Here is a 9,609-nt window from a genome sequence, read left to right as displayed (position 1 = left end):
GATCCCGTTGTCCAGCCGGACCCTGAACCACCTCGCCGACCGCATCCGCAGCCACCGCCAGCAGCGCAAATCCCGATGGCGGCGGCTGAACCCCGGCCGTCAGGCGCTACTGGCTCTCGCTCACCTGCGCAACGGCGACACCTACACCCGCCTCGCCGCAGGCTTCGAGATCGGCATCGCCACCGCCTGGCGCTACGTCCAAGAGGCGATCGCCCTGCTCAGCGCGGCCGCCGAAGACCTCGACACCGCCATGCGGCGCATCCGGCTCCTCGCGTACACGATCCTGGACGGCACGCTGATCCCGATCGACCGGGTCGCCGACCAGAAGCCGTACTACTCCGGCAAGCACAAACGTCATGGCGTAAACGTGCAGGTCATCGCGGACGCAGCCGGTCGGCTCGTCTGGGCCTCAGCAGCACTGCCCGGCTCGACGCATGACCTGACCGCCGCCCGAACTCACGGCATCATCGACGCTCTGACCAGAGCAAACGTGATGACCTTCGCGGACAGGGGCTACCAGGGCGCCCGTGGCAGCGTGCGCACCCCGTTCAAACGACGCCGCTACCGGCCGAAGCTGTCACGCCGGCAGAAAGCCGTCAACCGGGCACACGCGAAAATCCGCGCCCGCGGTGAACGTGCGATCGCGACCCTCAAGACCTGGAAAGTCCTGATCAAGCTGCGCTGCTGCCCGCGCCGCGCGACCGCGATCGTGCAGGCCATCCTGGTGCTGCACGGCGTCGAAGCCAACCGCTACGCAGGATGAAAAAGGCTCCATGATTCCCGGATGTCGATCGACGAGAACGAGCCGCCGCGGCGGTGGGTGGTCTGGCGGCAGGATGACAACGGGAACCGGTACGTGGTGGCCCGCAAGGACTCCCGCGCCGAGGCCGACCAGCTCGCCGCCACCATGGAAGCCCGCGGCCACAAACAGCTCTACTGGGTAGCCGCCGCCGAATAAGGCGCCGCCGCCCCAGACCGGTCAGATGAAGTCGCGGTGCTTCAGCTTCGCCCGGCGGCCGTCCGGGTGGTGCCAGACGACACCCTCGTACCGCGGATGCGCCAGGATCCACGTCCGCAGACCATCCAAATCTCGGGGCAGCTCAAAACGCTCCGCGTCCGCGTGCGCGACCAGCTCGTGCCCCTCAACCCCCTCCGGGTTGCCGTTGATCTTCGGGCCGATCAGCTCGTAGGTGCCGGGCTTCCACGCCGACGAGCGAGCGACCGCCTCCACATGGCACGTCGCGTACGACGACTGATCGACCGGCTCCCAGCCCATCGTCTTCCCGGTGTTCTCGTCGGTCATCACCGGTCGATAGCCCGGCGGCCGCTCCCGGCCCGGACGGACCTCGCGCCGCGCCCACCACGTGCCCTCGTCGTCCAGCAGCACGCAGGTGCCGTCGTATTTGCGGGTCGCGACGCCCTCCCCGTCGAGCACCCACTGACATTCGGGGTTCGCCGACGGCAGCACCCGCTTGCGGTTCTCCGGGTCACGCTGGAACACCGTAGGAATCTTGCGCATGTCGAAATCCTCCCAGCCGCCGTCCAGCGATTAACGTCCAGGAATGGATCTCCGGATGTTCGTGGACGGCGACTGGCGTGAAGCCCGGTCCGGAACGGTCGCCACGGCGACCAGTCCGGCGACCGGCGAGGCGATCGGCACGGTGCCGGACGGTGATCGTACGGATGCCCGGGAAGCGATCGCGGCCGCCACGCGCGCCGCCACCGGATGGGCCCGCCTGTCCGCGTTCGATCGTGCCGCCCTGCTGCACCGGGTCGCCGACGTGATCGAGGGCAAGCGCGACTCCCTCGCCCGGACGCTCACCCTGGATCAGGGCAAACCCCTCAAGGCCGAGGCGTACGACGAGGTCGACGAGCTGGTCGTCTACTGGCGGATGGCCGCCGAGGACGCCAAGCGGCTCGGCGGGCTGCTGCCACCGTCGTCCGGTCGCGGCACCCGGGCCATGCTGGTCCGCCGCCCGCGCGGGGTGGTCGGCGTGATCACGCCGTGGAACTGGCCGTACACCATGCCGGCCGAGCTGATCGCGCCCGCGCTCGCGGTCGGCAACACGGTGGTCTGGACACCCGCCCCGTCCACAGCGATCTCCGCGATCGCGCTCGCCGGGTGCGTGGCCGAGGCGGATCTGCCGCCCGGCGTGCTGAACCTGGTGACCGGCCCCGGCCCGGTGGTCGGTGACGAGATCGCCCGCCATCCGGACGTGAACGCGGTCGCGTTCATCGGCTCCACCGCGACCGGGCGACTGGTCGCCGAGGCCGCCGCCGGGAAGGCGACCCTGCTGGAGATGGGTGGCAACGGCCCGCTGGTGGTGCTCGAGGACGCCGACCTGGACCGGGCCGTCGAGGGCGCGCTGGCGGCCTGCTTCCTCTGCGCGGGGCAGAGCTGCACGGCCGGCGAGCGGCTGCTGGTGCACGAAGCGGTGCACAACGACTTCGCCGACCGGCTCACCGCCGCGGTGCAGGACCGGGTACGCCTGGGCGACCCGTTCGACGACACCACCACGATGGGCCCGCTGAACAATCCGGGGGTGGCCGCGAAGATGGCCGCGCACGTCGCCGACGCGGTGGAGCGGGGGGCGACAATCCGGACCGGCGGCAAGCCTGCGGCCGGGTTCCCGACCGGCCTGTACTGGCCGGCCACGGTCCTCACCGGTGTCCCGGCGAACGCCCTGGCCGCGACGGAGGAGACGTTCGGCCCGATCGCGCCGATCGTCACGATCGGCGGCCTGGACGAGGCGGTCGAGCTGACCAACGCGTCCCGGTACGGGCTGCTCGCCGCGATCTACACGGCTGACCTGCGGCGTGGCCTGGACTTCGCGGAACGGGTGCGCACCGGCTGGGTCAACGTCAACGAGTCGACGAACTACTGGGAGAGCCATCTGCCGTTCGGCGGCCGGGCCGGCTCGGACAGCGGACTCGGCCGGGTCGGCGGCCCGCACCCGATGGAGACGTTCACCGAGCTCCAAACGATCATCATCGGCGGCTAGGGCCCGCCCGGGAGACGGAGAAAGATCAGCTCAGCAGCTGCGGAACCTTCTCGAACAGCTGGATCGTGTACGTGATCATCTCGTGCAGCATCCAGTTGCCGGAGAACAGCAGCACTGCCCCGATCGCGATCGCCTTCGGCACGAAGGAGAGCGTCGCCTCCTGGATCTGGGTCACCGACTGGAACAGCGAGATCGCGAACCCGACCGCCAGCGCGGTCAGCAGCACCGGAGCGGACAGTTTCGCCGCAATGGTCATGGCCTGCAGTCCCAGCTCAACCACCATCGTGTCGGTCATGCCTCTCCTTTCGGGCGTTTCCCACCCGAGCCAAGTGCAGAACGGTCACACCCCGGTTGCCATTCGGTTCGCACGCACAGAATTCTCCACCGGCCCGCGCCGCTGCCGCACCGCCCAAATCGGGCGCGGAGCCCACCACGGAGGTAGGTTGGCGGCATGGTTTCTGCGATCGAATTGCATGGCGACCCGCACGTCGCGCGGTACATCGAGACCGACGGCGAGGAGGGGTTCCACTGGCGCAACGGGACCGAGATCCTGATCCTGTTCACCACCGGACGCAAGTCCGGCGAGGAGCGCTCGCACGCGCTGATCTTCCGCGAGTACGAGGGCGCCTACCTGGTCGTCGCGTCGAAGGGCGGCGCGGCCGCCCCGCCGGCCTGGTTCGTCAACCTCAGCGCGAACCCGCAGGTGGAGGTCCAGATCAAGGGTGACCGCTTCCCGGCGACGGCCCGGGTGGCGACCGCCGAGGAGAAGCCCGCGATGTGGGCGAAGATGGTCGAGGCGTGGCCCGACTACGACGAGTATCAGACGAAGACCGACCGGGAGATCCCGATCGTCGTCCTCGACCGCAACTGATCAGACGGCGGCCCGCACCCACCGGCGCGGGCCGCCGGCAAGAAAGCAACCGCAGGCAAGAAAGCCGCAGGCAAGAAAGCAGCCGCCGGCAAGAGGAAGGGAAACGCGGAAACGGGCACAACGGCCCGGTTCCGCAGCGCACGATCCCCCTACCCTGACGGCATGAACTTACGCCGGTGGATGTATCGAGGCGGCCGCCCCAACACCCTCGCCCGCCTGCTCAACCGCATCTCCGCGGCCCAGTTCGGCGCCGGCTTCCTCGCCCCACCGGCCTGGGTCACCCTCGAGGTCACCGGCCGCCGCAGCGGCAAACCGGTGTCCCTCCCGCTGGTCGTCACTACGTATGAGGACCAGCGGTTCCTCGTCTCGATGCTGGGGCCGCGAGCGAACTGGGTGGCCAACGTCCGTGCCGCGCACGGCCAGGCCGTCCTCCGGCACGGCACGACCGAGAGGGTACGACTGATCGAGGTCGATCCCGTCGTCACCGCCCCGATCCTGCGCGGCTACCTCGCCGTCGCCCCGGGCGCCCGCGCCCACTTCCCGATCGCCCGCACCGCCCCGCTGGCCGAGTTCGAACGCATCGCCCCGGACTACCCGGTGTTCCGCATCGCCTAGGAACGTTTGGTGCCCCGGCAACGGGGCAGCCGACAGTCATGCGATACGGATACAAACTGATGGCCGAGGGCTTCGGCCCGAAGGAACTGATCCGGCAGGCGATCCGCGCCGAGGAGGCCGGCTTCGACTTCGTGGAGATCAGCGACCACTATCACCCCTGGCTGGAGGAGCAGGGCCACTCCCCGTTCGCCTGGAACGTGCTGAGCGCGATCGCCGCACGCACCGACCGCCTCGGCCTGGCCACCGGGGTGACCTGCCCGACCGTCCGCTACCACCCGGCGATCATCGCGCAGGCCGCCGCGACGCTCGCCATCATCTCGGACGACCGGTTCACGCTCGGCATCGGCTCCGGCGAGCGCCTGAACGAGCACGTCACGGGCCAGGGCTGGCCGAGCGTACGGGTACGCCACGAGATGCTCACCGAGGCGCTCGACATCATCAACCTGCTCTGGCAGGGCGGCTACCAGTCCTACGACGGCAAGCACCTGCAGCTCGACGACGCCCGGGTGTTCGACCTGCCGGACCGGCTCCCGGTGATCGCGGTCGCGGCCGGTGGCAGCGGCGCCGCCGAGCTGGCCGCCACGCACGGCACCGGGCTGTTCGCCACCGAGCCGCGCAAGGACCTGGTCGACACGTTCACCGGCGCGGGCGGCAGGGGCCCGAAGTACGCGGAGATCGCCACCGCATGGGCACCCACCGTGGAGGCGGCGGTCGAGCAGGCGCACAAGACCTCCCGCTGGTCGCTCTCCGGCTGGAAGGTGATGGCCGAGCTGCCGAACCCGGTCAACTTCGACGCGGCGTCGCAGACCGTGCGCCCCGAGGACGTACGGGAGAAATTCGTCTGCGGCCCGGACCCGAAGCCCTACCTGGACGCGGTGACGACCTACCGTGAGGCCGGTTTTGATCACCTGGTCCTGATGAACGCGGGCCCGGACCCGGACGGCTTCCTGGACTTCTTCGCCAAGGAGCTCAAGGACCGGATGTGATCGGCAGGCTGGCATAGCCCCGCAGCACCAGCCGGTCCCGCCGCACCGGCGCCCCGGCCAGCGCCAGACCCGGCAGCCGGGTCAGCAGCAGCGGCAGCGCGATCTGTGCTTCCAGGCGGGCCAGCGGCGCGCCGAGGCAGTAGTGGGCGCCACCGCCGAACGAGACCGGCTGGATGTTCGGGCGGTCCGGGTCGAACCGGTGCGGGTCGGGGTACCGCGCCGGGTCCCGGTTGGCCGCGCCGAGCAGCATGGTCAGCATGGTTCCCGGCGCGAGCGGCTCGCCCGCCCCGAGATCGAGCGGCGCCGTGGTGTAGCGGCTGGTCAGCTGGACCGGCGAGTCGTACCGGAGGATCTCCTCGACCACAGCGGCCGCGAGGCCCGGATCGGACCGCAACCGATCAGCCTGGTCGGGGTGGTCGAGGAGGATTTTCAGGCCCGTGCCGAGCAGGTTCGTGGTGGTCTCGAAGCCGGCCACCAGCAGCAGCACCAGGTTCGCGAGCAGTTCCTCGCCGGTGAGCACGGCGTCGTCGGCGTCACTGGCCGCGACGAGCGCGCTGGTCAGGTCCTCGCGCGGGGTGTGCCGGCGGTCGGCGATCAGGCCGGTGAAGTACGCCTCGAGCTCGCGCCCGGCCTTGTCGGCACGCTTCATCTCCTCCTCGCTGCTGATCGGTTCCAGCACCACGGTCAGGTCGGCGGCGCGCTGGCGGAACCAGCGGCGCTCCGACTCGGGGATGCCGAGCAGCGCGCAGATCACCGCGATCGGCAGCGGATAGGCGAAGTCACCGACGAAGTCGCTCCGCGCCGGCAGCTCCTCGATCAGGTCGATGACTTGGGCGGTGATGACGTCGCGCATGGCCGCGACCCGGCGCGCGGTGAACGTCGTGGCGGCCGCCCGGCGCACCCGCGAGTGGTCCGGCGGGTTGGTCTGCAGCATCGACAGCACGACCGAGGCGACACCGCGGTTCTCCCGCCAGTCCGTCCAGAACCGGTCATAGTCGCTCGTGTCCGCGACTCGCAGGCCGGGGTCGCGCAGCAGGCGGCTGACCAGGCCGTGCGTGGTGACGAACCACTGGTTCTCGAACGCCGGGAAGGCCGGGGCGTGCGCGCGGAGCACGTCGTAGGCCGGGTACGGGTCGAGGCGCCCCTCCGGCTGGAACAGCGAGCCCACCGCGGTGTCGAAATCCATGTCGATCCCCATCCGGCCATCATGCCCGGCGCTGTCGAGACCGCGCTGTCCGGTTTTCCGCGACGCTCCGTCAGCAACTCCCTACCCACTGACCGGTTTTGCTCAGACCAAAAGGGGCACAACCCTCAGGTCGGCAGGGGCACAACCGATGCGGAACCCCGGATGGTCCGCGCACTGCGGGCCCCACGCGAGGGAGCGATCATGAGCGAGCGTTGGTTCGGCGTGGGGCGCAGCCTGCTGGCCGACCCCGCCGAGGCCGGAGCACAGGCGTGCCGGGAAGCGCTCGGCGACCGCCGCGCGACCCTGCTGATCGTGTTCGCCTCGCTGGAGCACTCGACACCCGAGATGGCCGCCGCCGTGCACGCGGCGGCCGGTGGTGACGTGCTGATGATCGGCTGCTCGACGTCCGGGGAGTTCACCACGGACGGCCGCGGCACCGGGGTGGTGGTCAACGCGCTCGGCGGCGACGGGTTCGCGGCGGCGGTGCGGGCCGTCCCGCACGACAGCATGGACCTCTACGCCGCCGGCGAGACCGTCGCGCTCGCCATCGACGACGTCGACGCGGAGCACCGGGTGCTGCTGATGCTCGGCGACGGGCGCAGCGGCGACCAGCAGGAGGTCGTGCGCGGCGCGTACTCGGTGAGCGGCGCGCAGGTCCCGCTGATCGGTGGCTGTGCCGGCGACAACGTGACACAGACCGGGACGTTCCACTTCTTCAGCTCCGGCACCGAGGTGCAGGTGCTGCCGAACGCGGTGCTCGGTGCGGCGCTCGGCTCACCCACCCCGTTCGGGATCGGGATGGCGCACGGCTGGCACCGGGTCGGTGAGCCGATGGTGGTCACCCGCAGCGAGGGCGGCAAGATCTACGAGTTGGACGGGGAGCCGGCGCTCGACGTCTACCTGCGCCGGACCGGTGGCGCCGCCGACCTGGCCGCCGACCCGAACACGTTCCTGCAGTTCGCCTCGGTGCGGCCGCTCGGGCTGGCGCGACGCAACAGCGAGGACGTACGGATCATCTTCGAAGCGGACCCGGCGGAACGGTCGATCTCCGGCCTGGCCGACACGCCCGAGGGGGCGATGGTCTGGTTCATGGAGGGCGAACCGGAGTCGGTGATCGGCGCGGCCGCGACCGCCGCCCGCGCCGCGGTGGACGCCGTCGAGGGCGCGGAGCCGATCGGCCTGCTGGTCTTCGACTGCTGCGTACGACCGCTCGCGCTCGGCAACGACCGTATCGACCTGGCCACCGAGCGGCTGCGCGACGAGATGAAGCCGATCCCGTTCAGCGGCTTCTACACCAACGGCGAGATCGTCCGGCAGGCTGGCGCGAAGGGTATGCACCACTTGACCGTGGCAGCCCTCGCTGTGAGCTGACCGGCCATGACCGCGTGGTCGATGCTGCAGCTCAGCGAATACTTCAGTGCCATCACCCGGGCCGGTGACGTGGCCGCGGCTGCCCGGATCGCGGTGCAGCAGGCGACCGAGGCCACCGACGCCGAGCTGGGCGCCGTCATCTTCGGCGACAGCCTGGGCGCGTCGGTCGGGCTGGGCCGCTCCCCCGACCCCGTGGTGTTCACCGGCGTACGGTCCGGCACCGAAACGTCCACGTTCCCGGGCGTCGGGGACGCCTACGTGTCCGTTTTCGCCCTAGGGGAGGCCGGCGAGCGGCTGCTCGTCGCCCGCACCGACGAGGCGTTCGGGCCGGACGAGCGGCAGATGCTGCAGGGCATGGCGAAGGTGCTCGGGCTGGCCCTGCGCAGCCTGCGAACCCTCGCCGCCGAGCAGCAGCTGCGCCATGACCGGGAGCGCGAGGCGGAGTCGCGGCTGGTGCTGCTGCAGGCCCTCGAACGACGGGAACGCCTGCTGGAGACGCTGCTGCGGGTGCAGCGGGCGGCGGGACAGGGCGCACCGCTCGGCGACCTGCTCGACTCGATCACGGCGGGCGCCCGGCGGTTGCTCGACGACGACGGCGTCGCCGCGCTGGTCATGCACGACCTGACCGATCCGGCCCAGCTGACCGTGGCCTCCGTCGCGGGTGACACCTCGGCCGGCCGGGACGCCGTCCTGCAGGCCGCCCGCCGGGCGATCACCGCGGGCTGCACCGTCGCCGAGGGTGAGCTGGCCGCCGCGCCGGTGCACATCGGCGACCGGGTGGCCGGCGCTTTTGTCGTGGCCGGTCCCGGCGGCGACGTGCGCGACTCGGAGCGCCGCGACGTGCTCGCCGCGTTCAGCGAGCAGGCCAGCCTCGCGCTGACCGGCGCGCACACCCAGGCCGCGATGCACGAGGCGCACCACGACCCGCTGACCCGGCTGCCGAACCGGGCGCTGTTCCTGCAGCGCGTCGAGCAGGTGCTCGCCGAGGAGACCGGCGCGGCCCTGCTCTACCTCGACCTGGACCTGTTCAAGCAGGTGAACGACACCCTCGGGCACGCCGCCGGCGACGAGCTGCTGCGCGGGGTGGCCGACCGGCTGAGCGCCTCGGTGCGGGACACCGACATGGCCGCGCGGTTCGGCGGCGACGAGTTCGCGGTGCTGCTCGAACCGATCTCCTCCGAGCTGGAGGCGTGGGAGATCGCGCACCGGGTGATCGACGCGATCAGCGAGCCGTTCGACATCGCCGGGCGGGCCGTGCTGACCCGGGCCAGCGTCGGGATCGCCTACAGCGGCGCCGGCCGGACCGCGGAACATCTGGTGGAGGACGCGGACCTGGCGATGTACCGCGCCAAGAAGACCAAGCCGGGCACGTGCCGCGCGTTCGAACCGGTCATGCGCACCGAACTGCTCCGCCCCGCCTGCTGACCGCTCCATCCCCGGACCGCATTTTCACGGTACGAACAAGGAGCGCCCGTCCGTAGACCCTGTTGGTTTATTCGGTGGGGTTATGCGGCGAGGGTGAAGTTGAGGCGTTGGAGGTGGGTGGTTCGGGTGCGGTCGAGGGGGTGGCCGGTCCAG

11 protein-coding genes are annotated in these 9,609 nt (G+C 70.9%); 8 read left to right on the top strand and 3 right to left on the bottom strand.

Annotation, left to right across the window (positions count from 1 at the left end; all coding sequences use genetic code 11):
* Position 1: 1 nt before the first annotated feature.
* Together ADL15_RS07935 and ADL15_RS54070 are read left to right on the top strand one after the other, a co-directional pair.
* Complete coding sequence (locus tag ADL15_RS07935; RefSeq protein WP_157441228.1) at positions 2 to 763, top strand: transposase family protein; 762 nt, start codon at positions 2 to 4, stop codon at positions 761 to 763.
* A gap of 21 nt (positions 764 to 784) precedes the next feature.
* Positions 785 to 958 carry a hypothetical protein gene (locus tag ADL15_RS54070; RefSeq protein WP_198170623.1) on the top strand — a complete coding sequence of 58 codons (174 nt, stop codon included), beginning with the start codon at positions 785 to 787 and terminating at the stop codon, positions 956 to 958.
* 21 nt (positions 959 to 979) lie between these two features.
* Here ADL15_RS54070 and ADL15_RS07930 read toward each other — a convergent pair whose 3' ends face one another.
* A complete protein-coding gene (locus ADL15_RS07930; RefSeq protein ID WP_067686341.1) occupies positions 980 to 1,519 on the bottom strand; it encodes a hypothetical protein in 540 nt (179 codons plus the stop codon).
* Positions 1,520 to 1,562: 43 nt separating this feature from the next.
* Here ADL15_RS07930 and ADL15_RS07925 point away from each other — a divergent pair, with 43 nt between their 5' ends.
* Positions 1,563 to 3,002, top strand: coding sequence for an aldehyde dehydrogenase family protein (locus tag ADL15_RS07925; protein ID WP_083970999.1), 1,440 nt, complete (start codon positions 1,563 to 1,565; stop codon positions 3,000 to 3,002).
* Between the two features lie 25 nt (positions 3,003 to 3,027).
* On the opposite strand, the gene fliQ is transcribed toward ADL15_RS07925, so the two are convergent.
* Positions 3,028 to 3,297: a flagellar biosynthesis protein FliQ gene (gene fliQ, locus ADL15_RS07920; RefSeq protein WP_067686336.1), complete on the bottom strand. Its 270-nt coding sequence runs from the start codon at positions 3,295 to 3,297 to the stop codon at positions 3,028 to 3,030.
* A gap of 156 nt (positions 3,298 to 3,453) precedes the next feature.
* Here fliQ and ADL15_RS07915 point away from each other — a divergent pair, with 156 nt between their 5' ends.
* From ADL15_RS07915 to ADL15_RS07905, 3 genes are all read left to right on the top strand, one after another.
* Positions 3,454 to 3,873, top strand: a complete 420-nt coding sequence (locus ADL15_RS07915; protein WP_067686333.1) for a nitroreductase family deazaflavin-dependent oxidoreductase — start codon at positions 3,454 to 3,456, stop codon at positions 3,871 to 3,873.
* Between the two features lie 162 nt (positions 3,874 to 4,035).
* A complete protein-coding gene (locus ADL15_RS07910) occupies positions 4,036 to 4,488 on the top strand; it encodes a nitroreductase/quinone reductase family protein (protein ID WP_067686330.1) in 453 nt (150 codons plus the stop codon).
* A 38-nt stretch (positions 4,489 to 4,526) separates the two neighbouring features.
* Positions 4,527 to 5,474, top strand: a complete 948-nt coding sequence (locus ADL15_RS07905; protein ID WP_067686327.1) for a TIGR03557 family F420-dependent LLM class oxidoreductase — start codon at positions 4,527 to 4,529, stop codon at positions 5,472 to 5,474.
* Here ADL15_RS07905 and ADL15_RS07900 read toward each other — a convergent pair.
* Positions 5,458 to 6,660, bottom strand: a complete 1,203-nt coding sequence (locus tag ADL15_RS07900; protein WP_067686352.1) for a cytochrome P450 — start codon at positions 6,658 to 6,660, stop codon at positions 5,458 to 5,460. The genes ADL15_RS07905 and ADL15_RS07900 overlap by 17 nt on opposite strands.
* Positions 6,661 to 6,861: 201 nt before the next feature.
* Between ADL15_RS07900 and ADL15_RS07895 the strand changes: the two genes are divergently transcribed.
* Both ADL15_RS07895 and ADL15_RS07890 read left to right on the top strand, forming a co-directional pair.
* The gene (locus ADL15_RS07895) at positions 6,862 to 8,031 is read left to right on the top strand and encodes an FIST signal transduction protein (protein ID WP_067686343.1); all 1,170 of its coding nucleotides are present in this window, start codon (positions 6,862 to 6,864) and stop codon (positions 8,029 to 8,031) included.
* A 6-nt stretch (positions 8,032 to 8,037) separates the two neighbouring features.
* On the top strand, positions 8,038 to 9,456 hold the full coding sequence (locus ADL15_RS07890) for a diguanylate cyclase domain-containing protein (protein ID WP_067686324.1): 1,419 nt from the start codon (positions 8,038 to 8,040) through the stop codon (positions 9,454 to 9,456).
* Positions 9,457 to 9,609: the final 153 nt, after the last annotated feature.

The organism is Actinoplanes awajinensis subsp. mycoplanecinus (assembly GCF_001509495.1).
In the GTDB taxonomy this organism is placed as follows: Bacteria; Actinomycetota; Actinomycetes; order Mycobacteriales; family Micromonosporaceae; genus Actinoplanes; species Actinoplanes palleronii.
The sequence above is the reverse complement of the archived record's forward strand: the minus strand, read 5'-3'. Positions and strand labels throughout refer to the sequence as shown.

Coding starts and splice junctions, on each gene's coding strand:
- ADL15_RS07895 (WP_067686343.1), top strand. CDS start 6,862: ATGAGCGAGCGTTGGTTCGGCGTGGGGCGCAGCCTGCTGGCCGACCCC.
- ADL15_RS07905 (WP_067686327.1), top strand. CDS start 4,527: ATGCGATACGGATACAAACTGATGGCCGAGGGCTTCGGCCCGAAGGAA.
- ADL15_RS54070 (WP_198170623.1), top strand. CDS start 785: ATGTCGATCGACGAGAACGAGCCGCCGCGGCGGTGGGTGGTCTGGCGG.
- ADL15_RS07915 (WP_067686333.1), top strand. CDS start 3,454: ATGGTTTCTGCGATCGAATTGCATGGCGACCCGCACGTCGCGCGGTAC.
- ADL15_RS07900 (WP_067686352.1), bottom strand. CDS start 6,660: ATGGATTTCGACACCGCGGTGGGCTCGCTGTTCCAGCCGGAGGGGCGC.
- ADL15_RS07910 (WP_067686330.1), top strand. CDS start 4,036: ATGAACTTACGCCGGTGGATGTATCGAGGCGGCCGCCCCAACACCCTC.
- fliQ (WP_067686336.1), bottom strand. CDS start 3,297: ATGACCGACACGATGGTGGTTGAGCTGGGACTGCAGGCCATGACCATT.
- ADL15_RS07890 (WP_067686324.1), top strand. CDS start 8,038: ATGACCGCGTGGTCGATGCTGCAGCTCAGCGAATACTTCAGTGCCATC.
- ADL15_RS07925 (WP_083970999.1), top strand. CDS start 1,563: ATGGATCTCCGGATGTTCGTGGACGGCGACTGGCGTGAAGCCCGGTCC.
- ADL15_RS07930 (WP_067686341.1), bottom strand. CDS start 1,519: ATGCGCAAGATTCCTACGGTGTTCCAGCGTGACCCGGAGAACCGCAAG.